This is a genomic window from Saccharopolyspora endophytica, from assembly GCF_018070075.1.
GTDB classification, from domain to species: domain Bacteria; phylum Actinomycetota; class Actinomycetes; order Mycobacteriales; family Pseudonocardiaceae; genus Saccharopolyspora; species Saccharopolyspora endophytica.
On sequence record NZ_JAGPXE010000020.1, the window covers coordinates 41,740 to 66,184 of the forward strand.

The 24,445-nt window shown below is 68.2% G+C and carries 25 protein-coding genes and 1 tRNA gene; 13 read left to right on the forward strand and 13 right to left on the reverse strand.

Annotated features, from left to right (window positions below; all coding sequences use genetic code 11):
• Window positions 1–4: 4 nt before the first annotated feature.
• Entirely contained in the window at window positions 5–1,072 is a 1,068-nt protein-coding gene (locus KBO27_RS31630) for an alpha/beta hydrolase (RefSeq protein ID WP_210973525.1), read from the reverse strand.
• 171 nt (window positions 1,073–1,243) lie between these two features.
• On the opposite strand from KBO27_RS31630, the gene KBO27_RS31635 reads away from it, so the two are divergent.
• Together KBO27_RS31635 and KBO27_RS31640 are read left to right on the forward strand one after the other, a co-directional pair.
• The gene (locus KBO27_RS31635; protein ID WP_210973526.1) at window positions 1,244–1,801 is read left to right on the forward strand and encodes an NADPH-dependent FMN reductase; all 558 of its coding nucleotides are present in this window, start codon (window positions 1,244–1,246) and stop codon (window positions 1,799–1,801) included.
• 81 nt (window positions 1,802–1,882) lie between these two features.
• Complete coding sequence (locus tag KBO27_RS31640) at window positions 1,883–2,422, forward strand: Dps family protein (RefSeq protein ID WP_210973527.1); 540 nt, start codon at window positions 1,883–1,885, stop codon at window positions 2,420–2,422.
• A gap of 45 nt (window positions 2,423–2,467) precedes the next feature.
• On the opposite strand, the gene KBO27_RS31645 is transcribed toward KBO27_RS31640, so the two are convergent.
• The 3 genes from KBO27_RS31645 to KBO27_RS31655 all read right to left on the reverse strand — a co-directional run bounded on the left by KBO27_RS31645 (window position 2,468) and on the right by KBO27_RS31655 (window position 6,113).
• On the reverse strand, window positions 2,468–3,535 hold the full coding sequence (locus KBO27_RS31645; RefSeq protein WP_210973528.1) for an NADH:flavin oxidoreductase/NADH oxidase: 1,068 nt from the start codon (window positions 3,533–3,535) through the stop codon (window positions 2,468–2,470).
• 159 nt (window positions 3,536–3,694) lie between these two features.
• On the reverse strand, window positions 3,695–5,530 hold the full coding sequence (locus KBO27_RS31650; RefSeq protein ID WP_210973529.1) for a S9 family peptidase: 1,836 nt from the start codon (window positions 5,528–5,530) through the stop codon (window positions 3,695–3,697).
• A gap of 46 nt (window positions 5,531–5,576) precedes the next feature.
• On the reverse strand, window positions 5,577–6,113 hold the full coding sequence (locus tag KBO27_RS31655) for a CGNR zinc finger domain-containing protein (RefSeq protein WP_210973530.1): 537 nt from the start codon (window positions 6,111–6,113) through the stop codon (window positions 5,577–5,579).
• 38 nt (window positions 6,114–6,151) lie between these two features.
• Between KBO27_RS31655 and KBO27_RS31660 the strand changes: the two genes are divergently transcribed.
• The gene (locus tag KBO27_RS31660; RefSeq protein ID WP_210973531.1) at window positions 6,152–7,099 is read left to right on the forward strand and encodes an EamA family transporter; all 948 of its coding nucleotides are present in this window, start codon (window positions 6,152–6,154) and stop codon (window positions 7,097–7,099) included.
• On the opposite strand, the gene KBO27_RS31665 is transcribed toward KBO27_RS31660, so the two are convergent.
• From KBO27_RS31665 to KBO27_RS31680, 4 genes are all read right to left on the reverse strand, one after another.
• Window positions 7,100–7,579 (reverse strand): DUF1203 domain-containing protein, encoded by a 480-nt coding sequence (locus tag KBO27_RS31665; RefSeq protein ID WP_210973532.1) that lies wholly within the window; start codon window positions 7,577–7,579, stop codon window positions 7,100–7,102.
• A gap of 58 nt (window positions 7,580–7,637) precedes the next feature.
• Window positions 7,638–8,096: a TspO/MBR family protein gene (locus tag KBO27_RS31670; RefSeq protein WP_210973533.1), complete on the reverse strand. Its 459-nt coding sequence runs from the start codon at window positions 8,094–8,096 to the stop codon at window positions 7,638–7,640.
• A gap of 593 nt (window positions 8,097–8,689) precedes the next feature.
• The gene (locus KBO27_RS31675; protein WP_210973534.1) at window positions 8,690–9,466 is read right to left on the reverse strand and encodes a hypothetical protein; all 777 of its coding nucleotides are present in this window, start codon (window positions 9,464–9,466) and stop codon (window positions 8,690–8,692) included.
• A 101-nt stretch (window positions 9,467–9,567) separates the two neighbouring features.
• Window positions 9,568–9,750, reverse strand: coding sequence for a MerR family DNA-binding transcriptional regulator (locus tag KBO27_RS31680; RefSeq protein ID WP_307870730.1), 183 nt, complete (start codon window positions 9,748–9,750; stop codon window positions 9,568–9,570).
• A gap of 584 nt (window positions 9,751–10,334) precedes the next feature.
• On the opposite strand from KBO27_RS31680, the gene KBO27_RS31685 reads away from it, so the two are divergent.
• Window positions 10,335–11,228: a phosphotransferase enzyme family protein gene (locus KBO27_RS31685; RefSeq protein ID WP_210973536.1), complete on the forward strand. Its 894-nt coding sequence runs from the start codon at window positions 10,335–10,337 to the stop codon at window positions 11,226–11,228.
• 303 nt (window positions 11,229–11,531) lie between these two features.
• On the opposite strand, the gene KBO27_RS31690 is transcribed toward KBO27_RS31685, so the two are convergent.
• Window positions 11,532–11,795, reverse strand: a complete 264-nt coding sequence (locus tag KBO27_RS31690; protein ID WP_210973537.1) for a hypothetical protein — start codon at window positions 11,793–11,795, stop codon at window positions 11,532–11,534.
• 255 nt (window positions 11,796–12,050) lie between these two features.
• Window positions 12,051–13,418, reverse strand: a complete 1,368-nt coding sequence (locus KBO27_RS31695; RefSeq protein ID WP_246538656.1) for an NsdA family TPR-like regulatory protein — start codon at window positions 13,416–13,418, stop codon at window positions 12,051–12,053.
• A 210-nt stretch (window positions 13,419–13,628) separates the two neighbouring features.
• Here KBO27_RS31695 and KBO27_RS31700 point away from each other — a divergent pair, with 210 nt between their 5' ends.
• Window positions 13,629–13,829, forward strand: a complete 201-nt coding sequence (locus KBO27_RS31700) for a hypothetical protein (RefSeq protein WP_210973538.1) — start codon at window positions 13,629–13,631, stop codon at window positions 13,827–13,829.
• Between the two features lie 23 nt (window positions 13,830–13,852).
• Here KBO27_RS31700 and KBO27_RS31705 read toward each other — a convergent pair whose 3' ends face one another.
• Window positions 13,853–14,239, reverse strand: a complete 387-nt coding sequence (locus KBO27_RS31705) for a winged helix-turn-helix domain-containing protein (protein WP_210973539.1) — start codon at window positions 14,237–14,239, stop codon at window positions 13,853–13,855.
• A gap of 103 nt (window positions 14,240–14,342) precedes the next feature.
• On the opposite strand from KBO27_RS31705, the gene KBO27_RS31710 reads away from it, so the two are divergent.
• From KBO27_RS31710 to KBO27_RS31745, 8 genes are all read left to right on the forward strand, one after another.
• The gene (locus KBO27_RS31710) at window positions 14,343–14,603 is read left to right on the forward strand and encodes a hypothetical protein (RefSeq protein ID WP_210973540.1); all 261 of its coding nucleotides are present in this window, start codon (window positions 14,343–14,345) and stop codon (window positions 14,601–14,603) included.
• On the forward strand, window positions 14,600–15,130 hold the full coding sequence (locus KBO27_RS31715) for a hypothetical protein (RefSeq protein ID WP_210973541.1): 531 nt from the start codon (window positions 14,600–14,602) through the stop codon (window positions 15,128–15,130). The genes KBO27_RS31710 and KBO27_RS31715 overlap by 4 nt, the downstream gene beginning before the upstream one ends.
• Window positions 15,131–15,256: 126 nt before the next feature.
• On the forward strand, window positions 15,257–15,541 hold the full coding sequence (locus KBO27_RS31720; protein WP_210973542.1) for a hypothetical protein: 285 nt from the start codon (window positions 15,257–15,259) through the stop codon (window positions 15,539–15,541).
• Window positions 15,538–16,395 carry an ABC transporter permease gene (locus KBO27_RS31725; RefSeq protein ID WP_210973543.1) on the forward strand — a complete coding sequence of 286 codons (858 nt, stop codon included), beginning with the start codon at window positions 15,538–15,540 and terminating at the stop codon, window positions 16,393–16,395. Before KBO27_RS31720 ends, KBO27_RS31725 begins: the two co-directional genes overlap by 4 nt.
• Window positions 16,392–18,596: an FtsK/SpoIIIE domain-containing protein gene (locus tag KBO27_RS31730; RefSeq protein WP_210973544.1), complete on the forward strand. Its 2,205-nt coding sequence runs from the start codon at window positions 16,392–16,394 to the stop codon at window positions 18,594–18,596. The genes KBO27_RS31725 and KBO27_RS31730 overlap by 4 nt, the downstream gene beginning before the upstream one ends.
• Before the next feature lie 412 nt (window positions 18,597–19,008).
• On the forward strand, window positions 19,009–19,581 hold the full coding sequence (locus KBO27_RS31735; protein WP_210973545.1) for a hypothetical protein: 573 nt from the start codon (window positions 19,009–19,011) through the stop codon (window positions 19,579–19,581).
• Complete coding sequence (locus KBO27_RS31740) at window positions 19,578–20,963, forward strand: YfjI family protein (RefSeq protein ID WP_210973546.1); 1,386 nt, start codon at window positions 19,578–19,580, stop codon at window positions 20,961–20,963. The genes KBO27_RS31735 and KBO27_RS31740 overlap by 4 nt, the downstream gene beginning before the upstream one ends.
• 720 nt (window positions 20,964–21,683) lie before the next feature.
• On the forward strand, window positions 21,684–23,192 hold the full coding sequence (locus tag KBO27_RS31745; RefSeq protein ID WP_210973547.1) for a tyrosine-type recombinase/integrase: 1,509 nt from the start codon (window positions 21,684–21,686) through the stop codon (window positions 23,190–23,192).
• 123 nt (window positions 23,193–23,315) lie between these two features.
• On the opposite strand, the gene KBO27_RS31750 is transcribed toward KBO27_RS31745, so the two are convergent.
• Window positions 23,316–23,389: transfer RNA gene (locus tag KBO27_RS31750), tRNA-Pro, on the reverse strand.
• Window positions 23,390–23,439: 50 nt separating this feature from the next.
• Window positions 23,440–24,402 (reverse strand): metallophosphoesterase, encoded by a 963-nt coding sequence (locus KBO27_RS31755; RefSeq protein WP_210973548.1) that lies wholly within the window; start codon window positions 24,400–24,402, stop codon window positions 23,440–23,442.
• Window positions 24,403–24,445 lie beyond the last annotated feature (43 nt).

Below are 24,445 nucleotides of genomic sequence, written 5' to 3' on the forward strand. Positions count from 1 at the left end.
CGGATCAGACCTTGCGGAGGTCCAGGGCCGCCCGGACCGTGCCGACGATCTCGAAGAGCGCTTCCTCGAAGCGGTGACCCACCGGGCGGATGTTGGCGAACCCGTGGATGAGGTCCGGGAAGCGCCGCGCCACCACAGGCACGCCCGCGTCGGACAGCGCCTTGGCGTACGCCTCGCCTTCATCGCGCAGCGGGTCGAACCCGCAGGTCACGACGTAGGCCGTGGGCAGCTCGGTGAGGTCGTCGGCCAGCAGCACCGACAGCCTCGGGTCGCCGCGCTCGGACTCGACGGGCGAGTACTGGTCCATGAACCAGGTCATGTCGTGATCGGTGAGCAGGAACCCGTTGCCGAACAGCTCCCGCGAGCGGCGGCGCCGGGTCGCGTCCACCGCCGGGTAGAGCAGCAGCTGCATCACCGGATTCTGCTCACCCGATCGGGTCGTCTGCAGAGCGACCGCGGCGGCGAGGTTGCCGCCTGCCGAGTCGCCGCCGACGGCGATCGCGTCGCTGGAGGAGCCGAGGTCCGCGGCGTTGTTCACGGCGTAGGAGTAGGCCGCCAGCGCGTCGTCCAGAGCGGCGGGGAACGGGTACTCCGGTGCCAGCCGGTAGTCCACCGACAGCACGCGGATCCCGGCGTGCTTGGCGAGGAATCGGCACAGGTCGTCGTGGCTGTCGAGGTCGCCGATCACCCAGCCGCCGCCGTGGTAGTAGACCAGCAGCGGACCCGTTTCGGTGAGGTCCTGGGGCCGGTAGAGCCGCGCGGGCAGGTCGCCGTTGTCGGTCGGGATGGTCCGTTCGGCGACGACCACGCCGCCCAGCGGAGCCACCGAGGTGAGCTTCGTCGCGTGCGCCATGCCGGCGCGGGCCTTCTCCGCCGTCGAGGCGGCCAGACCGGTCTGGCCGGTCAGCTTCTGCAGCTTCAGCAGCAGCTGCGCGTCGAGCGCGAGTTCCTGTCCGTCGATCCGGATCGGCGCGCCTGCGATGAGGCGGCGAAGGGGCTGGGGCAGTGCGAAAACGGCGCGCATCGCGGCGCCTTCGAGCGTCGGTTGCAGCGCTTCGATGACGTTGGGCATGGGCGTGACCTTCCCGCGAAGGTGGTGGACGGCTAGTAGGTTACCCGCAAGTAGCCAAGATCTCGGCGTCAGTTCGCCGATCTTGACCTCCAGCGGACTGGAGGTTCTAGCGTGACCCGCACAGGCACATCGGGGGCGACAGTTCCCAGGTTCGGGTGAAAGGATCGGCACATGACGGTGACCGTGGTGGGGATCGGTGGCTCGGTCCGCCCCGACTCGCAGTCCGAGCGCGTGCTGCACGCCGCGCTGGAGGGCGCCAGGGAGTCGGGGGCGAAGGTCCGGGCGATCACCGGTGCCGACCTGGCCCTGCCGTTCTACGACCCGCACGTGACCGACCGCTCGCCGCTGGCCACCGAGCTGGTCGAAGCGCTGCGCGGCGCCGACGGGGTGCTGATCTCCTCGCCCGGCTACCACGGAACGGTGTCGGGCCTGGTCAAGAACGCCCTCGACTACGTAGAGGACCTGCGCGGCGACTTCCGCCCCTACTTCGACGGACGAGCCGTCGGCTGCATCGGCGTCGCCTACGGCTGGCAGGCCACCGTCACCACGCTGCAGGCGCTGCGCTCGGTCGTGCACGCGCTGCGCGGCTGGCCGACCCCGTTGGGCGGCGCGGTGAACTCGGCCGAGACCCGCTTCGGCCCGGGCGGCGCGTGCGACGACGAGAAGGTCGGCGCCACGTTGCGCACCATCGGGCGACAAGTGGTGGAGTTCGCCGAGCAGCGGGTGTAGTCGCCCGAAGTGCGCGGGTACCTCCTGGGCAGCACCCTGATTCCGGTCTGCACGTTCTCGTCGAGGAGGTTGTGCGAACCCATGGCTCAGAAGAGTGCACCCAAGGCCGCTCCGAAGAAGAGCGCGCCGAAGAAGAGCTCCGCGAAGAGCGCGGCGCCGATCACCAGTCCGCTCAGCAACTCCGACCGCGACATCACCGGTCGGGTGCTGCAGGACACGCTGCTGGACCTGATCGACCTGCACCTGGTCGCCAAGCAGGCTCACTGGAACGTCGTCGGCAAGTTCTTCCGCGACGTGCACCTCCAGCTCGACGAGCTGGTCACCTCGGCGCGGGGGTTCGCCGACGACGTCGCCGAGCGCGCGGTGACCATCGGCGTCTCCCCGGACGGTCGCGCCTCGACCGTCGCCAAGGGCTCCGGGCTGCCGGACTTCCCCGCGGACTGGCGCACCGACGGGCAGGTGATCGAGGCGATCGTGGACACCCTGAGCGAGGTCGTGGCGCGCTTGCGCAAGCGCATCGACGAAACCGACAAGACCGACCTGGTCAGCCAGGACCTGCTGATCGCCATCTCCAGCGACCTGGAGAAGTCGCACTGGATGTGGCAGGCCCAGCTCGCCTGAACGAGCGGGTGGGGAAGTTCGGCGGAGCTTCCCCACCCGCCTGCGTCAGCGGGCGCGTTCGTACTGGACGGGCCAGATGTTGTCGGCGCGCAGCCGGTCCGCCGCGTGCAGCGGCCAGTGCGGGTCGCGCAGCAGCTCGCGGCCGAGCAGCACCGCGTCGGCCGAACCCGAGGCGACGATCTCCTCCGCCTGCTCGGCAGCGGTGATCAGGCCGACCGAGGCGGTCGGGACCTCGGCCTCCAGCTTGATCTGCCGGGCGAACGGGACCTGGTAGCCGGAGCGCACCGGGATCGTCGCGTCCGGGATCGCACCGCCGGTCGAGGCGTCGATCAGGTCGACCCCGCGCTCGGCGAGCAGCTTGGACAGGCGCACCGAGTCGTCGCCGGTCCAGCCGCCCTCGGCCCAGTCGGTCGCCGACAGGCGGGCGAACAGCGGCTTGCCCTCCGGCCAGGCCGCGCGCACCGCGTCGGTGATCTCCAGCAGCACCCGGACCCGGTTCTCGAAGCTGCCGCCGTAGGAATCGGTGCGGTCGTTGACCAGCGGCGAGTAGAACTGGTGCGCCAGGTAGCCGTGCGCGAAGTGCAGCTCGACGACGTCGAAGTCGGCCTCGTCGGCGCGACGCGCGGCCGCGGCGAACTTCTCCGGCAGCTCGGCGACCTCCTGCGCGGTCAGGGCTCGCGGAGCGGCCAGGTCGCCGAAGGCGTTGCCGGTGGAGCTGACCGTCTGCCAGCCGCCCTCGGACTCGTCGACGGTGGCGCCGCCGGCCCACGGCTGACCGGTGGACGCCTTGCGGCCCGCGTGCGCGAGCTGGATGCCGGTGGCGGCGCCCTGCGCGTGCACGAAGTCGTTGATCCGGCGCCACGCCGCGACCTGCTCGTCGTTGTAGATGCCGGTGTCGTGCGGGGTGATGCGGCCTTCCGGCACGACGCCCGAGGCTTCGGCGATGACCAGGCCGGCGCCGCCGATGGCGAACTGGCCCAAGTGGACCAGGTGCCAGTCGTTGGGGACGCCGTCGGTGGCCGAGTACTGGCACATGGGCGAGACCCACGCGCGGTTGCGGACGGTCAGATCACGCAGCTTGATCGGTTCAAACAGATGGCTCACACCGAGCATGACGACCGCGCGGAACGAGATATTCCGGCCCGGACGAGGGCCTACCTCACAACCCGACCCGACACCGCGCCCCCAGGCAGGGGGATTCGAATTTCGCGCGAAATTCGAGCCCGAACTTCGGCACTCGAATTTCGCGCGAAATTCGAACGGTCGCGGGCCTCAGGCGAGGCCGACCGCCCGCTGGGCGAAGTGGATCTCGGTCGCGACCTGCCGCAACGTCTCCGCGACGACCAGCGAGCCGTGCCCGGCGTCGTAGCGGTAGAACTCGAACGGGATCTCCCGCTCGCCCAGCCGGTCCAAGTAGTTGAGGATCTGCTGGATCGGGCAGCGCGGGTCGTTGTCGCCGGCCAGCACCAGGACCGGCGCGCGCACCTGGTCGATGTAGGTGATCGGCGAGGCCGTCTCGTAGACCTCCGGGATCTCCTCCGGGGAACCGCCGAACAGGGCGCGGTCGTAGGCGCGCAGCGGCTCCATCTCGTCGGCGAACGCCGAGACGTAGTCGGCCACCGGCACGCCCGCGACACCGCCCGCCCAGCGCTCCGGCTGGGTGCCCAGGGCCAGCAGCGTGAGGTAACCGCCCCACGAGGCACCCGCGACGACGCTCAGCGCCGGCGTGGTCAGCCCGGACTTGATCGCCCAGTCGTGCACCAGCGCCACGTCTTCGAGCTCGGTCGTGCCGGGCCTGCCCTCGATGGCGTCCCGCCAGGCGGAGCCGTAGCCGGTGGAGCCCCGGTAGTTGATCTCCACGACGGCGAACCCGGCGTCCAGCCAGGCCGCGCGGTAGGCGGAGAACCGGTCCTCGTCGGCCGCGTGCGGGCCACCGTGCAGGCTGAACACCGTCGGGATGGGTCCGTCCCCGGCGCCCTCCGGCCGCGCGACCAGCGCGTGCACCGCGTCGTTCGGGCCGTGCGGGACCTCGACGAACACGTCGGTCACGGGTGCGGTGCCCGGCGGCCGCTCGCCGGGCGGCGTCAGCAGCACCCGGTCGTCGCCGGTGGACGACACCGTGCGCACCAGCGACGGGGTCGCCGCCGAGGACCACACGTACTCCACGGCGTGGTCGGGCCGCACCGAAGCGCCCGCGACGGTGCCGGGGGGAGTGGCGAGCTCGGTGAGCTCACCGGAGTCCAGGTCGTAGCGGTGCATGGTGGTGCGCGCGTGCTGGGTGTGCGCGATCAGCAGCGCCTTGCCGTCGGGGTACCAGTCGGCGGAGACCTCGCCGGGCAGGTCCAGCTCGATCTCGGTCTCGGTGTCGGTGACGACGTCCCAGATCAGCAGCTCTTCCTTGCCGCGGCGCTCGTGCAGCACCAGCAGCCTCGGGTCGCCGGTGACCGGCGCGAACTCCAGCGCGTCCAGCGACTTGCCCGGTCCGTCCCACTTCTCGGCGACCTCGGAGCCGTCGGTGCGCAGCACCCGCAGCGCGGGGTGCCGGGAGTCGCCGTGCTCGGAGTGCGAGATGACGAGCATGGTCTCGTCCCAGGACATCGCCGACAGGCCGCCGTCCTGCTCGTGCTCGTAGAGCACCTCGGGCGCGCCGCCGTCGCGCACCACCCACACGGTGACGCCGTCATCGGTGGACATGCCGAGCCCGGTCACCGAGCTGCCCAGCTCCAGCCCGGCCGGGTAGCCGGGGTGGGTTCCGGGAACGGCGGGCTCGGGGTCACCGGTCTCGAACGGCTGGACCTTCCAGGTTCCGAACTCGTCGCCGTCGGTGTCGTCGAACCACCAGATCTCGCCACCGTCGACCGACAGCGTCCCGTGGAACGTCCCTTGTGGACGGTCGGTGACCTGGCGGTGCTCGTCGGAGTCGCGGTCCCAGGCGTAGATCTCCCAGGTGCCGCTGAAGTTCGACACGTACAGGCTGCGCTGCGGCGCGTCCCGGGCCCAGTCGGGCAGGGACACGCGCGGAGCGGTGAACCGCGTCCGCCACCTGGCCTCGCGCTCCGGGTCGTCGAACAGCGCGCTGGGGATCTTCGCCTCGGGATAGGTGCTCACGTCCCCGATACTGCCCGATCGGCTCCGCGGGTGCGTGCACCCGGTCTCAGCGGTTCTTGCTCCGGGCCCGGTAGGCGGCGACGGCGTTGCGGTTGGCGCAGGCGGTGGTGCAGAAGCGGCGGGAGCGGTTGCGGGTGAGGTCGATGACCACGCCCCGGCAGTTCTGGTCGGCGCACAGCGACAGCCGGGACAGCTCGTCGAGCCGCACGACGTCGACCATCGCCATCGCGACCTCCACGATCACCCGGCGGGACAGCGGGGCGTCGGTGTCGATCGCGTGCAGGTGCCAGTCCTCGTCGCCGTGCCGCACGAGCTGGGGGAGCGCTCCCGCCTCGGCGAGCATGCCGTTGACCAGCTCCGCCGCCCGGTCGCGGTCGGTGGTGAGCAGGTCGCGCAGGACCGGTCGCAGCGCGCGGAGCTCGTCGAGCTCGGCCTCGTCGCGGTCGTGGCGCCCGGTGTAGCGGTGTTCGGCGAACCAGGCGTCGACGGCCTGCACGGTGGTCAGCGAGTCGGGCTCCTCGGCGCTGTTGACCAGTGAGACCGCAGCCTGCAGAGCCGCCTCCGTGTCATGGCCAAAAATCATGTTGACATATTACACCCTCGTCCATAACGTCATTTGCCATGACCCGGTTAGCAGATGACAGCGCTGGTGTGCGCGCTCCTTCTAGGCTCGGCAGCGGGCTGCTGCTCGCACTGCTCTCGGCGGCCTCGTTCGGCATGGCGGGTGCGCTGGCGCGCGGTCTGCTCGAAGCCGGGTGGAGCCCGGGCGCGGTGGTGCTGGCGCGGCTGAGCGTCGGCGCGCTCGCGCTGGCCCCGTTCGCGCTGATCGCGCTGCGCGGCAGGTGGTGGCTGCTGCGCGCGCAGGTCCGACCGGTGCTGATCTACGGCGCGCTCGGCATGGCGGGCACGCAGTTCTGCTACTTCTCCGCGGTGAGCACGATGGACGTGGCTCCCGCGCTGCTCATCGAGTTCGCGGCACCGGTGGCGATCGTGGGCTGGTTGTGGCTGCGGCGAGGCCAGCGTCCGCGACGGCTGACGGTCCTGGGCGCGTGCTCGGCCATCGCCGGACTGGTGTTCGCGCTGGACCTGGCCTCGGGCGCGGACATCGCGTGGACGGGCGCGGCGTGGGCGTTCGCGGCGATGATCGGCAACGCCGCGTACTTCCTGGTCTCGGGCGAGACCGACGGCGTCCTCCCGCCGATCGCCCTCGCCGGCGCGGGCCTGGTCCTGTCCGCGGTCATCCTCGCGGTCCTCGGCGTCATCGGGATCCTGCCCATGCGCGCGAACTTCGACCCGGCCGTCTACGCGATCGGCGAAACCCCCTGGTGGGCACCGCTCGTGGCGCTCGGTGTGATCGCCGCCGCCATCGCCTACACGACGGGAACGGCGGCCACCCGACGTCTCGGTTCCCGCCTGGCCTCCTTCGTCGCCCTCATCGAGGTCGTCGCCAGCGCCCTGTTCGCCTGGCTGCTCCTCGACCAGCGACCGGGCCCAGCGGTGATCGTCGGCGGCCTGCTGATCATCACCGGAGTCGTCCTAGTCCGCCTCGGAGACCGAGACGCGGCCTGATCACCGCCGCACCTCGAACAGGAAGCACCCGAACTCCACCGCTCGGACGTGCACGAACGCCACGGCCGGATCCATCAGCAGGTCGGAAGCGGTCTGCTCGGAGAGCCCGGTCCTACCGTCGAGCAGGCAGCCACCGAGGATCCGGCCCTCGGCGGAGTAGGCGCGCAGAACCCGCCGCGACCCGCGGATCTCCTCCGGCCAGCCCGGATCGTCCGGCCCGGCGCAGGTGTCCGCGTGGATGAACACCGGCCCGACCTCGTCGTAAGCCCCGGGCGCGACCCCGCTCTCGGCGGCCCACCGCCGCAGCGGCGCGTAGCTCACCAGAGCCACCCGCTCGCCCGCGCGCACCCGCCGCAGGCAGCACCGCAGCGGCGCGCCTCCGGCCTCATCGACGAACGGCTCGATCCCACGACCGGCGTCGTCGACCGTTCGCAGCTCCGCCAGGACTCCCTCGGCGATCGGCAGCACTCGAAGATCCATGCTCCGATCGTCGTCGCCGGAGGCATCCGAATCCGGCGGGAATCGGCCATCGCGCCGTTCAGGGGTTGCGGCGGGCGATCGCCGTCGACAGCGCGGTGGCGAAGGCGCACCACGCCACGTAGGGCGCCAGGGCGGCTCCGGCCCGCGCATCGGCCCGCGCTGCCCGCGCGAGCAGGTCGACCGAGCTCGCGGTCAGCGCAGCGGCCTCCACCGCCGCCCAGGAGGGACGCCGCGCGCCCCAGAAGACCCAGGTCCACCCGGCGTTGAGCAGCAGGTTCGCGGTCAGGGCGGGCACGAAACCAGAACGCCGCGGGAGCTCGGACAGCGCGACGGCCGAGGACACGGCGATGTCGGCGTACAACGCGGTCCACACCGGCCCGAACACCTGAGGGGGCGGCTGCCACGGAGGCTTCCGCAACTCCCGGAACCACACCCCATCGGCATCCACAGCACTCGCCCCGACGACCGCCGTCGCCAGGACCGCAACCCCGCTCCCCGCCAGCACACGCCACCGCATCCAACAATCCTCACCCAACAACCACAAACCCGCTTCGCCACAACCGGCCACCGGTCTGGGGCGGGCGCCGCAGTGAGACCACGACCCGGCGGTGCAATGTCAGGCGATCACCAGCAACAACCGCCGGTGCGTCGTGGCCACCGGCGGGGGCAAGTGCGACAAGCGCAGCCACCGGCTCCTGTAGGCCGAAATCGCTGCGGCGCCGTGGACTTTTGAACGTCAGGCGGAGGGTGAGATCTTCTCCCCAATCTCTCCCAGCGGCGCTTCCGGGCATAGGGAAAGGGCCTGGTCTGAACTCCTTGCGGAGTCCTGACCAGGCCCTTTGCCTTGTCGGGGTGGCGGGATTTGAACCCACGACCTCTTCGACCCGAATGAAGGTTCGCGATGATCTGTACCAGCGAATTCTAAGAAAGGTGCAGGTCAGCACTTCGGGCTGCGTTGGTATCCATAGGTGTCATTTGCTCCCGCTCGCGAGGTTGACTCCCAAACTGACTCCCGACCCTTGGCGCAGAGTTCCGCCTGCTGCTGCTGATTGACGTCTCATGAGAGCGCGAGCCGACGACGCCAGCCCAGCGCCGTGATCTTGTCGCGTGTCAACGCCTACCCTGGTCGAATCGCAGCGTTCCTTTGACCACGTCGTGCGCCACGTCGCTGAGTGACCGGTCATGGGCGAACGCATGCGCCCGCAGGCATGTCAGCGCCGTCCCTACTGGCACTTGCATCTGGCACCCGATGATCCCGGTCGCGTGATGAACGTCCGCCCAGCGCAGGGAAGAACCTTCCAGCCAGTCATTCGCGTCCTGCGCTGTCCCTCTTGTCATGACACCGACTACCGCCCAGGCCGCGACGTCCGCGGAAAGCAACGCGTTGGCAGCGTCATTAACCCCCATACGTTCCAGCGTGAGGCCGTGAAAACACAGCGTCCCGATCCTCGCCCGCCCCGCTTCCAGCGGGATCGCGTACATCCTCCGTGCCAGCGAGCCACTGACAGCGCGCGCGAACACGGGCCACTGGTCCTCGACCGGCTCGGCGAGGTCGTAGACAAGCACTGATCGTCCGGATGCGTGCGCCTCGATGCCAGGCCCCTCCCCGAGCTCGAATTGCAGCTCATCGATGCGGCGGGCCGCCTGGTTGGTGGCACAGAGTGGTTCCTGATGATCAGCATCTGACATGACCGTGATGGACGCGCCGTCGAAGGGCAACGCATGCACAGCGGCCTGACAAACCCGCAAAGGGGCATCGTGATGTCCTGCCGCAGCGATCGCGCTGAGGACTTCGACGAGCGACATCCTGTCCTCGCTGCCCCTCTTCAGACCAGCCATCGCGTTCTTGCCGTCCCCACGCTGTTGATCGTATGCACGAATGCGCAACAGGGACTAAGTAACGCAGACCGCAAGCCTACGCGGCTTGTGGCACTTGTGGTGGGTGCCGACGCAGGCCGTGAGCCCTCGATTGCTCGGCTGATCAGGCGTTAGCTCTCGCCTTGCTGGGATCTCAGCTGTTCGAGCACGTCATCCCAGGTCCAACGGTGGTGACCGCTCGGCAGCGTCACGGCCGGTTTGAGCTTTCCTTCGCGGACATAGCGGGCGAGCGTGCTCGGGTTGATTCCGAGACGCTTCGCGACCTGACCTGACGTGAGTAGCTCGTCCGCCACGAATCGGACCGTATGCGTCCCTTCGAGTGAACGCTCGCCATCTGCCATGTATGCAGGGATCAAGCTCTATACTCGCGTTCACCACGAATAACGCGATTGCCACAGTTGTCCGATTTGAGGTGGACGAGGTGGAGCTCGAAGTCGTTCTGATCGACCAGCGGGAGTGGTACGTCTGCCCAGTCAGAGGGGAGCGGTGTGGACGAGTCTTGGTGAGTCTCGGTTCGATGGGCTTGGACGCGCTCGATTGGCACGTGCGCAGCGCGCACCGTCTGGCGCTCCCGATACACCAGGCATCGGCCTGCGCGGAGGGGGCTAAGCCGTCGGCCCTGGCCGCAAGCGAGAAGGTTGCGAGCGGGTAGCCGAGGATCTACTTCGGGGGTTCCGCCGAACTGCATCGCCTCACGTGAAAGCGGAGCCCAATGCGGCGAAGCTGGTTCTAAGCCGTCCACGAAGCTCTCAGCCGTCCATGAGAACGCTTGTAAGAGCACGATGGCTTCCTGGCATGTGGAAGCCTCGTATGTCGCCTAGGCAGCCACACGACCGGCCCGTAGCCTGCTGGGCGAGCCGAGGAGGAGCAGCGCTTGATGGAGAACGCGACGTTCACGCCGCAGACCACCCGCCAAGTTCTGGAGACCGCCTGCGAAGACGCCGGCGTCGACTGCACTGGCGCTGAGCTCGTGCGGATGGGCGAGAACGCGATGTTCCGCCTCGCCTCCGCGCCGATCATTGCGCGTGTGGGCCGGTCGATCACGGCTGGCCGCAAAGAGGCGCGCATCGCTACCTGGCTCGCCTCTCACCAGTTCCCCGCAGCTCAACTTGCCCCGACCAGCCGCGAGTTCGTGACCGTCGGGGATCTGGTCGTGACCTTCTGGGAGTTCATCGAAGAGAGCGACGAGCCGGTCAGCTCCGGCGAGCTGGGGGAGGTGCTGCGGCGCTTGCACTCCATACCTGAGCCCTCCGACCTTGCATTGCCATTCTTCGAGCCCATGCCCAAGGTCGGCACCCGCCTCAAGGCAATCGGTGGCGCTCTCTCTGAGGACGAGCGGGCCTTTCTCAGCGGTCGGAAGGACGAGCTCGACGAGCAGTTCGCCGGCCTGAACTTCCGACTCGGGTTCGGGCCGGTGCACGGCGACTTCCACAAGGCCAACCTGATGCGCGACCGAAGCGGCACCGTCAAGGTCATCGACTTCGAGGACTTCTGCTGGGGTCCGCGCGAGTGGGACGCGAGCGTGGAGGCCGTCCGCTATCGCGCTCTGGGTTGGGTCAGCGACGACGAATACGCCGCATACGTCAAGGCGTACGGCTTCGACCCGCTGGAGTGGGAAGGGTTTCCGGTAATTCGGGCGATCAGAGAGCTCAACATGACGACCTGGCTCGCCCAACAGCTCGGCCAGTCTCCCGAAGTCGATGACGAGGTACACAAACGGATCGCAGATCTCCGTGACATTGAACGTCCACGACAGTGGCGGACCTTCTAGTTTCTCCGGAACTCGGCCTGCCGCTTCCGGTCGGCGGACGGGTCCGCCCTCCGGGCCTTCGGTGCCATACCGGGACCGGCCATCACGGCACCTCCCCTCACCCGTAAGCTTATGGACACGTAACGTTACTTGTGATCACGCAGTGTGAATACGTACCGTCGGATACCTGCGCTGCGGGTGCTCTTGCAGGCAGCACGTGCGCGCAGTAATAGCTAGCTCCCGGACTCGGTGAGCCCGTTGCCTTTTCGCTGGTGACCAGCTGGCAGCCGAGCCGGGGCTAGCCCATGCAAGCCAGGTGCGCAGTCACTCTCCCTGGTCTTCCACCACGATCGATCGGGCCAGCTTGACCGCCTCGGTGATCGTCCAGTCCGAGACCTTGCCCCGGGCCACCTCATGCGCCAGCGCTTCTAGCAGCGACGCCATCGTGTAGCGGCTCATGGGTGGCACCGTCTCGCCCCCGGCGGCGATGGCCTGGCCCGTGCGGCGCCGCAGCGACGCGGCAGCCTCGTTCATAAGCTTGCCCGCCTCACGCAACCGGCGGTCCCGCTTGGTCTCTCCCCGCGTCATGGCTGGAGCCTAGGCGCACGCCGCGACATGCGCCGCTGACCTGCGATAACGGCTGCCCACCGCCACCACTTTCCGCCAAGCAACTCAACGGCGTCGACGCCGTCGTGTCCCTGAAGTCCACCACCGCCACGGTCACCAAGAGCACCCAGCCGAACACCAGCAGCAACACCACGTCATGGTGAGTATGGCCTGTCTCACGTCCCGTGCCTGACTGATTTTGCCGCTGATCACGAAACCGTTTCACCATCCGGACCATTACCCCTGTGTGTTGGCGTACGACTCGAAATCCGCGACGACCGGTGCGTCGGAGTGCTGGCGTAGGCGCTGGCGGAATTCGTCGAGGTAGGAGTTGACGCGGTAGGACTTCAGGCCGGCGGCGGTGTTGACGACTTCGCGGGCGACGGTGACGGCCTGCTCGACCTCGTTGGCCTGGAGGTATGACGTGGCGAGCACGGTGCGGCAGAAGGACAGGCTGCGTACGTACAAGCTTTCGGAGACTTCAATGGACTTGGCCGCGTGCTCGGTTGCGAGGTCGGGTTTGTCGAGGTCGCGGAAGCAATGAGCAAACTCGGCGTTGAGTTCGGCGAGGTCGAAGTACTTGATCCACTCCGGGTCATCGTCGGGGTTGCTGGAGCTGAGCCACTTCTCGGCTTCCAGCATCGCTGCGGTCGCTTCTTGCTCGTTGCCCTGTGAAGAGAGCGCGCGAGCCTCCATCGAATGGAAGAGCGCCATCGCCGTAGGGGTGGCCTGCCCGCGTGCGCCCTGAGCTGCACCGCGAGCGAGGTGTACCGCCTGTTCGTAGTAGCCGAGGAAGTTGGCTTGGTGGCTCATGCCCGCGAGAATGCGGCCGGCCAAGGCTCGGTCACCGGCAGCCTTGGCAAGGCGGAAAGCTTGGTGAAGGTACCGCTGCGCGAGGGCGTGCTGACCGGTGTCGTAGCAGGTCCATCCCGCCAACCGGGTAAGCGCTGCGACTTCCTGGAAGTACCGTCGTCCCAGCTCAGTGTCCGGTTGGACGTGCGGCAGCAACGGGAGCACTTCGCTTTCCAGGTACTGCGCGACCAGGGGCTTGGGACGGCCGCCTCCGTAGCGGTAGTCGTAGTTAGCGAACATCGCGGTCGCGTCCTTGACGGCCTGGACGTCGAACTCGCTGATGGGGCGCGGTTCTACAGGCTTTGACTTCTCGCCATCGCTGCCGAACATCCACTTGACCAGGAGATTGCTCCAGGCTGCCGGGACGACGAGCAGCTTGTCCGCCTGCCCGTTCGGCCGGAGGTCGAACTCCGCAAGACGCGTCAGCGTGGTCACCGAGTCGGACAGGGTTTCCGGGTACTCAAGCGTGTCGTCGACGTTTTCCGCCGGCACTTCCCCGTACCCGACGTCGTCCACGGTGACCGGCCGTCCGAGCGCGTTGGAGAGCACTCTGACCAGCACGTGACACGTGCGGGCCTTCGGGCGACGCGTCTCGCCACGCAGCCACTTGTCGACGTTCGTGTGCGTAGGCGCAATCGGGTCGCCGCCATCGATGCTGCTGAGGTCGGTCATGCGCTTGGCCAGGCCCTTGTTGGTCAGGCCAGACTCGCGCATCAGCGCAGCTAGTCGACGGTTTGGTTCCTTCGCGGCCATGATCATGCCTCCCCGCCAGGTAGTAAAACATGCGAGCGGGCAGGTAGGGGGCACACGAGGCACACAGCATGTGCCCCCAGTGCGCAAATGCGCCCGTACTTGTGCACTGATGTGTCAGCTTCGGGGCGGCGATTCTTGAGTCATGACAACGCAAACGGCGGCAGGGAACAGCAGAGTTCTCTGAATGCCGGTTCCACGTAGGAGGAAGTCATGGCTAAGCAGACGATCCCCGGAGTCCAGGCCGGCGGCGGCTTCATGCCGAAGCTCATCGGTGCTGCGATCACGTTCGCGGTGCTGGTCCTGATCGTGAAGCACCCGGCTGATTCGGCGGTCTGGGTAAAGGGCGCGTTCGAACTCTTCTTGGCCCTGGTCAACGGCCTGGCTCAGTTCTTCCAGGGGCTGATGGCATGACTGGCGAGCGCAGGCGCCGGCGGCTACTGAGCCTCGTCCAGCTGATCGGTGATGTCCGCCAGGCGCGCTTCGAGGGTCCTGATCGTCGAGCTCATCTCCTGCGCAGCCTCACCGAGACTCGCCAGCTGCGAACGAGTCCGCTTGAGCTCCGCAACGACGTCCATCTGTTCCGAAGCGTCCGGGACGTAGGCGCCGGCATTAGGGCGGATCTTCACAATGCCGGCGTCGCGGAGGAGCTTCACCGCATTGATGGCAGTGCCCAGGGCGACGCTGTATTCCGCCGCCAGGGTTCGGTAGGGCGGCAGCTGCTCCTTCGGGGCGAATTCGCCGGCGTCGATCCGCCCTCGTAGGGCGTCAGCGACGCGCCGGCTAGCTGGGCGCTTGTCCTCGCGAGCGTCGTTGGCAGGCATGCGGTCAGCGTACTCGATGTTCTGACACATCCGGTTGACAGTGGAACGCTCAGCCCTTACGTTACAGAACATCAGCGAAGTTATAGAACATCTGGAGGTCGAGATGAACTACCCCAACGTCAACTCGCTCGGGCGTGAGCTCGCGTTCTGCGAGGCAGAGCTCGACGAGGTTGGGCAGCAGGCGGTGAAGAGCTACTGGGATCAGGTCATCGCCGAGGAGCTGGGTGAGCTGCCGGTCACGCCGTTCGCGTGGTCGGAGCTGGGCGCCGGGGAGCGCACGCGGCTGCGTCGCTACGAGCGTCGCGAGGCCGGCGCCGCGCTGCGGCTGATCACGACCGAGGCGGATTCCGGGGAGGCGGCGTGAACGGGCTGATGAATTGGCTGTTGTCCAAGCGGCGGATGTCGTGGTCGATCGAGGACGGCTCTCGGGGTGCTCGGAGGCGGCGTGAGTTGACCTGCCCGGAGCACAAGCCCAGTAGTGGTGAGCAGGTCTCGGCGATCTCGGTTCGGTGGACCTGCGAGTGCGGTGCGTTCCGCTTCGAGATCGACGCACCTGAGCCGCTCGTTCACGAGGTTCCGACGGCGGCCTATCTGGAGATGGAACGCCGGGGCCTTCGCGGGCAGAAGGGTCCGTGGCGTTCCCAGATCACCGGCAAGCCCCTGCCCGTCAACCGCACCGCACCGGCCGCCGAGACGGCCGAGCCGGGAGCTACGGCGCCGTGCGAGCGGATGTACGCCCGGCGGGCCGAGGAGTACGTCGAGCGGTTCGGGCCGTATGCGGTGCGAGATGAGGGCGAGCGGGCGGATCACCGTCACGACCTCTGGTTGGCCGAAGCCCTGTTCAGGGCTGCCGAGCGCGCCGACGACGGCAACACCAGTTGGCCTTTTTGAGGCACCCGACCCAGCAGCCAAATTCCGCCAAGAACCACCTGCTGGGCCGGGGTCTCCCACCGATCACGAAACCGTTAGGAGATCTCTGATGCTACGGATCGCCACCAACCCCGCTGGGGGTGTGCGATGAAGACCCTGATCCTCGGACTGCTGTATCTGCTGATCGAGCTCACCGTCCTCGTGGTCTTGCCGCTGGCGCTGCTGGCGGCCGCCGGGCTGCTGCGGTTGACCGTCGTGACCGTCCTGCCGCTGGTCGTGCTTTTCGCCCTGGCGGTGGCCTCCGGGATCGCCCGCACCGTTGGTCTCGGACTGTTCGGCCTCGGTGTGGTGCTGCGGCTGGTCATGGCCGCTGTTGAGGGGCTGGGTGCTCGGGTGCCTGCTCCGCGGCTTCCGCTGGGGGTGGCCCGATGACCACCGCGAAAAGCTCCTACCCCGTGCCCGTTGCCGAGCTGCTGCCGCAGGCCCGCCAGATGGTCCAAGACCTGGGCCAGACGCCGAGCCGCAACCAGCTCATGGCCGAGATGCGGATCGGGGCCCCGAAGGCCCGCGAGATCCTGTCTCGCCTTGCCGAGGAGACCCACGGCAAGACTGCCAACTCGGCGCACTTGCACGTCGTCACCGAACCCACCCCGACCACCGACGAACCCACCGAGACCTACGACGCCGAACCCACCACGACCGAAAGCGAGTCCACCGAGGTGGAACCGGTCGCCGAGCCCGAGCGGGTCTCGGCGGAGCAGCCGGAGCCCGAGCGCAAGGACCCGTCTGAGCCGATCACACCCGTCGCAGACCCGGCCAAACCCACCGACGAGCAGCCGGTGAAGCCGGTGGCGGTGTGGCCGGTGATGCTGCTGGCCCTGCCTGCCTTTGTGGCCATCTGGTCCGGGTGGGTCGGACTCGGTCAACTGACCGGGTTCGGGATCGTGCACCCGCTTCCGGGGATCGCGGATGGGTTCGCGATCAACACCGCGATCACGCTCCCGATCGGGGTGGAGACCTACGCCGCCTACGCCCTGCGGGTCTGGCTCTCCGGCCAAGTCCCATCCCGCGCGCGCCGGTTCGCGAAGTACTCCGCGCTCGGCTCGCTCGCTCTCGGAGCACTGGGCCAGATCGCTTTCCACCTGATGAAGGCCGCCGGCATGACCTCGGCGCCTTGGCTGATCACCGCCGCTGTGGCCTGTCTGCCCGTCGCCGTGCTCGGCATGGGCGCGGGCCTGGCCCACCTGATCAAAGACACCGACAACCACCGGGAGGTGCAGCAATGACCGAACAGCCCCAGAACCACAGGCCCGAGGGCAACGAGCACCAGGCGCACGAGGACGGCGAGCAGGCGCGGGTGCTGCGCTTCCCCTCCGAACGCCTCAACCCCGACCAGACCCGCGATGAGGGCGAGTCGGAGAACCAGGTCATCGATGGCGAGCTGGTCGACGAGGACCAGGCGCAGCAGGTCGACCAGTCCCAGGCCGCCGAGGCGGGGTCGAGCTTGGTCCGGCGCGAGAAGCGGGAACCGGTCCTGCCTGGCTGGGCGAGCAGCGTGGAGGAGTTTCGGGAGGCCGCGAGGTGGGCGGTCGGGTATGCGGGCCACACCTTCGCCTTCCACGCTGTGCGCTGCCCGGTCTATCTGGGCCGCATTCTGATCCGGGTTCCACAAGGGACGCTGCGGCTGCTGGCTGGGTTTCTGCGGTGGGTGACCGACGCCGAGGGCCGGACTGTTCGCCATGCTGCCGCTGACCGCGCCGACGCAGCGGAATACCTCCGGTTGTCGAGCCAGCGTGATAGCCGGGTCCGGGGACGGGTCTACACGACAGTGGGTCTGGGCGCGGCCGCGTTGGCGGCGTTCTTCCTCGGACGGGCGTTCCTCCCGGAGCTGGTCCAGTACGCGATCGTGGCCGGCGCTCTCGGTGGCGTGGGTTGGTTGGGTGCGCCGGCGGATCAGCCGATCGCTTCCCGTGCGGTGGAGGCGACGAAGGTGCCGAAGCTGACCAGCAACGCCGTCGAAATCGCGTTGAACGCCCTGGGCATCTCGGGGATCAACCAGGCCATGGGCAAGGGCGGCGAGGGGATCGGGTTCCCCAAGCCGATCTCGCGTGATGGCAAGGGGTGGCGGGCCGACGTCGACCTCCCGCATGGGGTGACGGTCGGGGACATCATGGACCGCCGCGAAAAGCTCGCCTCCGGTCTCCGCCGGCCACTCGGGTGCGTGTGGCCCGAGGCCGACAACGGCGAGCACGCCGGCCGGTTGATCCTCTGGGTGGGGGATCAGGACATGCGCAAGGCCAAGCAACCCGCCTGGGCACTGCGCAAGGGCGTGCGCGTGGACCTGTTCCAGCCCCAGCCCTTCGGCACCGACCAGCGCGGCCGCTGGGTCGACCTGCGACTGATGTTCACCTCGGTGGCGATCGGTGCGATCCCGCGTATGGGTAAGACCTTCGCCCTGCGCGAGTTGCTGCTAATCGCGGCGTTGGACCCGCGTGCGGAGTTGCACACCTACGACCTCAAGGGCACCGGTGACCTCGACCCCCTGGAAAAGGTCACCCACGCCCACGGCGTCGGAGACGACGACGAAGAGATCGAAAAGGCTATTAGTGACCTGCGCAAACTCCGCGACGAGCTCCGCCGCCGAGCCAAGCTCATCCGGGATCTCGCGAAGCAGGGCCTGGCGCCGGAGAACAAGGTCACCCCGGAGCTGGCGGGCAAGAAGAGCTTGGGTCTGCATCCGATCGTGATCGGGGTGGATGAGTGCCAGGTGTGGTTCGAGCACCCCGAGGTCGGCGAGGAGTTCGAAGCCATCTGCACCGACCTCGTCAAACGAGGCCCGGCGCTCGGGATCATCATCATGCTGGCCACCCAGCGCCCGGACGCCAAGAGCCTGCCCACCGGCATCTCCGCGAACGTGTCCACGCGGTTTTGCCTGAAGGTGCAGGGCCAGACCGAAAACGACATGGTCCTGGGCACCAGCAAGTACAAGCAGGGCGTGCGCGCGACGACGTTCGCCTGGGCGGACAAGGGCATCGGCTACCTCGTTGGCGAAGGCTCGGATGCTCAGATCGTGCGCACCGTCGCCGGCCTGGATGGTCCGGCATCGGAGAAGGTCGCCGCCTACGCCCGCACCCTCCGCGAGCAAGCCGGCACCCTCACCGGCCACGCCATCGGCGAAACCCCCGAGGTCGACGAGACGGCGTCCAAGAAGGACACATTGCTCGAAGACATCCTCGCCGTCGTGGGCGAGACCGAGAAGAAGGTCTGGAACGAACGCGTCATCGCTCGGCTCTACGAGCTCAAGCCGGAGGTGTACGGCACCTACCGGGAGTCGGCCGATCTGACCGCTGCGCTCAAGCGGCACGGCGTCCGGACGGCTCAGGTGTGGGGCACCAGCGAAGGCAAGGGAGCCAGCCGCATCGGCATCACCCGCACCGACATCGCCGACGAAGTCGCGCAGCGTAATCGCCGCGAGGGGTCTGGCTAGCCCCCTGCGGGTCTCTAGACCTAGACGACAGCCCTTCTAGGTCTAGAGACCCCGCTAGAACCCCACTCCTGTCCTCACCAGCGACCTAGCGCCTAGAGGCGCGTGGGCCAGTGCGCCCAAAATCAGCCCTGGAGGCCATCTGTGACCCCCACCGACCCCGCTAGCACCGCCCTACTCCTCTCCATCGTGTTGGTCACATTCGGTTACGGCGTGACGTGCTGGTTCTGGCCCTTCAAGGCCTGCCGTACCTGCCGAGGCACCGGCAAGTTGCGCTCCCCGTTCCTGCGAGCCATCCGCCTCTGCCGGCCCTGCGGTGGCACCGGCCTCCGCCTCCGTGCTGGCCGCCGCGTCATCAACGCCGCGCGCCGTATCCACCGCGCCAACCACCACCGCAACTGACGAGGTGCCCGACATGACGAACCCGAGCGAAGGAGGAGCGATCGTGCCGAAGCTGGAGAACCCATACGGCGACACCGAGTTCGACCCGGTGCGGGCGTTTCTGGGATGCCTGATGTGCTGCTCCGCCGAGCGTGCTCGTGAGTTGCTGGCCGGGATGCGCCCCACGGATGCCGGTCATGGCGTGCGGGAGGTTGTGTTCGAGCTGGCCGTGCGGGTCACCGCAGCGGGGATCGCGCCGGATCCACAGGTGTTGGTTGCCGAGGCTCGCCGTCGTGGCCTGCTGGCCACGGCGGACAGGGCGCAGAGCGTGGCGATGTGGGTGTTTGAGACCTACCAGCGTGCGCCGTGGCCCGAGGCCGGCTGGTTCCTGCGCACCGCCGTCCTCGAAGCCGCCTATCGCCGTGCGGTCGGCGAGCACGCCCAGCGCGTGGTCCACGCTGCCGCAACCGCCCCGGTCGAACAACTGCCCGGTCTGGTCGAGCCCAGCGATGAGCTGGTGGACCTGTGGCAGCGCTTGGCCGCCGACCTGGCCCGCTGGCAGCGCGACGTCAGCTCGGACGTGATTGAGCACCGGAGGGCCGCATGACACACGCAGAACACCTCCACCAGGAGGCCGGAGCGGATGAGGGTGGCCGGGTGGTGCCGTTCCCGACCCCGGCCGGTGAGGACGAAACACCGCTGCAGGTGGTCGGGTTTCCCAACCTCGCGCCTGCGGCGTTGCAGGGAACCGCGGGCCGCATCGTCCGCGAGGTCGCCCCGACGACCGAGGCCCACCCGGCGGCGCTGCTGGCGATCCTGCTGTCCAGCTTCGGCGCGTGGGTAGGCACCGGCTCCTACCTCTACCGCGCCAACAGCGTCCATCCCGGACGGGTGTGGCCGCTGATCACCGGCCGCACCTCGGACGGAGCGAAGGGCACCGCGCAGGCGGTCATCGAGCGGTTGTTCCGCGAGGTCGCCAAAACCTCCGAGTGGCCGCTCAAGACAGTCCGGGGCCTGTCCTCGGGTGAAGGGCTGATCGAGCAGGTCGCCGACGAGAAGGACGACGACACCGGAGACATCACCCCGCGCGCCGACCGCCGGCTACTGGTCGTGGAGGAGGAGTACGCGAAGGTGCTGGCCCAGTTCGAGCGCTCGGGCAACACACTGTCGATGACCCTGCGGGAAGCCTGGGACGGCAAGAGCCTCCAGAGCGTCACCCGCTCCAACCCCGTCACCGCCACCGACCCCAGCATCACCGTCATCGGCCACGTCACCCCGCGCGAACTGCGCGAGCGGATGACCAGCGCCGAGGTGTTCGGCGGTGGGCTCAACCGGATGCTCATCGTGGCCAGCCGCCGCACCCAGCTGCTCCCAGAAGGCGGCAACCTCCCCGACGGCATGGTCACCGACATCGCCGGCCAACTCGCCGACCGTCTGCGGAAGCTTTCCGGGCTCGGCGAGGTGCCGTTCACCCCGGCCGCGATCGAGGCGTGGGAACCGATCTACCGCGAACTCGCCCGCCCACGCCCCGACGGCCCGGTCACCGCACTACTGGCCCGTGGGCGGCCCATGATCCCGCGCCTGGCACTGGTCTACGCCCTCATCGACGGCAGCCAGGCCGTGGACGCCGAGCACCTGCAAGCCGCGCGGGCGTTGTGGGCCTACACCGAGGAATCCATCCACTGGCTCTACGGCCAACTCGACGACCAGGAAGAAGTCGAACGCCTCATGGCCTGGCTCGCCGAAGCCGGAGAGACCGGCCGCAGCAAGTCCGACGTCTACAACCTCTTCGCCAAACGCAACAAGAAGACCGCCGATCAGACCTTCGACACCCTCGCACTGCTCATCCGCGACGGCATCGTCACCCAAGAAATCCGCACCGCCAGCGGCCGAGGCCGACCCGGAACCCGCTTCACCCTCCGCCCCCAGGCCCGCCAGTCCTACGGAACAAACGGAAAAACGGAACAACCCCCAGCCGAACCCCCCTGACCAGCACAGACAAACCCGCGAGTTCTTCCGCGCCCCGTACGGAAGAAGTACGGAAAAAGTCCCCGCACCCGACTTCTTCCGTAGTTCTTCCGTAGCCACCCCGGAAGAAGTCGACCCGCCAAAACCGCAGGTCACACACCGAATCCACGGACTTCTTCCGGTCTTCCGTTTCTTCCGTAGACCCACCACATCCAGCAGCCCGCATAGCGCGGGCGGGGCACGCATGTGCCCGACCAGGGGAGGAACCCAGGACATGGATACGCCCCGCGCAGCCATGACCGCCGCTGACGACCCGTATCGAGACGACTGCCCCACACACGGACCACAGGGGGATCGCATGACCGCAAATGATGGCTCCGCCGCTCTGCCTGTTCTGTTCACGCCGGAAGAAATTGCGAAGCAGCTCGGGCGGTCCGGTTGGTGGGTTCGCGAACAGTGTCGACGCGATCGCTTCCCCCACACACGGGCCGGGGGAGCGATCCGATTCACCCATCAACAGTTTGAGGAGCTGCTTCGAATCCTTGAACGCCGGCCGGATGTGGTGGCGACGACGTCTGGTCGAACCGCGCGTCGGACCAGCAGTAGGCCTACCGCGCGAGATCAGGCTCCCTCCTCCCAGCTTCGGGCTCGTCCACCGCGCAAGCCCCGCCCCGCCTCATCAAGCGATGCCGCAAGACATGCGGCCTGAGCAAGCACGGTCCTAGGAAAGGAAGAATCGCAGTGGGTTTCGCGGAGAAGCGCGGGAACTACTTCCGTGGCAGGTTCTATATCGAGGGTCGGCGCTTGCGCAGCGTGTGTGACTCGAACGGCCGTGTAGCCAAGTTCCGCACCAAGCGCGAGGCGGAGAGGGCTGCGAGGGCCGAAGAGACAAAGGCTCGCGCCGGCACTTGGCATGACCCTCAGCGTGGGCGGATGCTGTTCGGTACCTACGCATCAAGTTGGTACGCGGCACAGGATCTCGCCGCATCGACGATGCAGAACTACCGCAGGCATCTTGAGGAGCACCTGCTTCCTGAGTTCGAGAACTCTCCTCTTGCCGACCTGACAGCTGCCGACGTGGACTCGTGGGCGCGCAAGGAACGGGAACGTGGTTACGCGGACTCCAGCATCGCAACGTGGCGGGGGACTCTCCACCTGGTACTGGCCGACGCGGTCGAGGAAGGCTTGATCGGCGGGAATCCAGCGGCCAAGCGCCGGGGGAGGGGAAAGCGTGCGGGGCGTTCGCATGGGAGGGGCCCGGAGAAGGTCATCACAGACCCGCTCGGAATCCTCATGATCGCGGAACGGGCATCCCTGTTGTCGGGGAGGGATGACGAGTTCGTCGCCATCGTGCTCGCGGGCTTCACCGGTCTCCGGTGGGGCGAACTCGTCGGCCTGGAAACGAAGTTCGTACGGCGAGGCGAGGTCAGGGTCGAATGGCAGCTCTACGAGTTGGATACCGGGGAGCTGTTCCGGTGCCCGCCGAAGGACGACTCATATCGAACGATCGACCTTCCCGACTGGCTGTCGCGAATGCTGACGGAGCACATCGCTAGGACCGCACCCGCGCCGTGTGAGTGTCACGGGCGGACCTATGTGTTCCGGGGCTTGAGGACGACGACAGTCGGAAGCCGGTCTGGTGCCCGTTTGACGGATGTAGCCCGGCGCGCGGAGGTGTCGACCGGGACGGTGTCGAACGTGCTCAATCGGCCTGATGGGGTCGCAGAGAAGACGCGCACGCGTGTCGAGAAGGCGATCGCCGCACTCGGATACGTTCGAGGGACAGGTGGCCCGGTGGGGGCAGCTGATCATTGGCGGCGCAACGGCTTCGCGACGTGGTTGTTCCAGCCTGCTGCTACCGGTTGGTATCCGAAGAAGAGCCCGCAACCGGCCCGCCCGGTACCGGTCATGGCCGAGCCTTGGCCGGGGGTGCCGGCGCGTGGTCGCGGTGCGCGGGCGCGGGCCGATGCGAGCTGGGTGGCTGTTGCTCCTGGGTTGTCTCCGCACGGTCTGCGCCATTCCCACCGCACGCTCATGGAACAACTCGGGGTGCCAGCCGTGCTCGCTGACGAGCGGATGGGCCACACGGACACATCGGTCCAGCGGCGCTACACGCACGTGACGGCGGAAATGAGGAAGGGCCTAGTGGACGCTCTGACAGCCTCTTGGGAGCAAGCGCTGGACGCCCGCCACGCGATGTCCCAGGGCTCGCCGGTCGCTGCCTTGGACCGGCTGCTGAAGGACCGGTAGCCGGCTTCCGAGGACGACGAACACGAGCTTGACTCCCAGAATGACTCCCAAACGGGGTTTGGGGCATAGAAAAAGGGCCTGGCTGGAACTCCTTGTGGAGTCCTGACCAGGCCCTTTGCCCTGTCGGGGTGGCGGGATTTGAACCCACGACCTCTTCGACCCGAACGAAGCGCGCTCCCAAGCTGCGCCACACCCCGATCTCCAGCTCTGAGGCATCTCGGGTGCTCGCCTCAGCGCTGGATATAGCTTAGCGGATGCTCTCGCCCGCTCCGTACGGGGTCCTGCTTTCGGCGTTCTCCCTGGTCGCGGCCGGGTTTTCGGTGCGAGGCAACAAGGTCAGCAGCGTCGCCTCCGGCGGGCACGCGAAGCGGACCGGGGCGTACGGCGACGTGCCCAGGCCGGCCGAGACGTGCAGGTGCATCCGCTCGCCCCACGTGGAGGCGCCGCGGGCGCGGGTGCGGTCGATGTCGCAGTTGGTCGTCAGGGCGCCGTAGCCCGGCACGCGGAGCTGGCCGCCGTGGGTGTGCCCGGCCATCACCAGGTCGTAGCCGTCCTCGGCGAAGCTGTCGAGCACCCGGGGCTCGGGCGAGTGGGTGATGCCGAGCTTGAGGCCCGCGTCGGCCGGGGGCCGGCCCGCGATCTCCTCGTAGCGGTCCAAATGCAGGTGCGGGTCGTCCAGGCCGGCGACGTGGATCTTCGTGCCGTTGACGTCGATGTCGTGGCGGCGGTGGGTGGCGTCGAGCCAGCCGTGCTCGGTCATCGCCGCGCGCAGGTCCCGCCACGGCAGCGGCTCGCCGTGGATGCGCTTGGTCTTCGCCGACGGGAGCAGGTAGCGGGCCGGGTTCTTCGGCTTCGGGCCGTAGTAGTCGTTGCTGCCGAAGATGAACACCCCGGGCTTGGACAGCAGCGGCCCCATCGCGCGCAGCGCCGCCGGAACGGCCTGCGGATGCGCGAGGTTGTCGCCGGTGTTGACCACGAAGTCGGGGTCGAGGTCGGCGAGCTCGGCGACCCAGCGCTGCTTCGACCGCTGGTTCGGCGTCATGTGCAGGTCAGAGATGTGCAGCACCCGCAGCGGGGGTGTGCCCTCGGTCAGGACCGGAACCGTGGCCTGGCGCAACGTCCAGTGCCGCCGTTCGATGGCCGCCGAGTAGGTGAGCGTCGCGGCGCCGACCGCGCCCGCGCTGAGCAGAATCCGCCCGAACTTGTTCACCCTCACAAGCCTACGTCTCGACAGGGGTCGGCGGCCCGCCGCC